Raw genomic sequence first — 215 nt, 5'->3', positions numbered from 1 at the left:
TACGAACGCTACTCATACGCTGGGATTAACACTGGTAATAACCGCAACGGCAGTTATGAGCGCTCGTTTGATACGAAGTACGGCCAACTTAACTTAACCATTCCTCGAGATCGCAATGGCCGGTTTGAAAATCATACCTTGCCAGCCTACGGTCGGCACAGTGATAATTTAGAAACAACGGTCATTCAGTTGTATACCAAGGGAATTACCACTGC

The 215-nt window shown here is 46.0% G+C and carries 1 protein-coding gene; it reads left to right on the top strand.

What is annotated here, in order from left to right; genetic code table 11:
* Positions 1-215 (top strand): transposase (locus tag LPKJCM_RS00840; protein ID WP_174658994.1); only part of this gene is annotated, 215 nt, incomplete at both ends.

The sequence above is a fragment of the Lentilactobacillus parakefiri genome (assembly GCF_002157585.1).
In the GTDB taxonomy this organism is placed as follows: Bacteria; Bacillota; Bacilli; order Lactobacillales; family Lactobacillaceae; genus Lentilactobacillus; species Lentilactobacillus parakefiri.
Note: the sequence above shows the minus strand (reverse complement) of the source record. Positions and strands in the feature narration are given on the sequence as shown.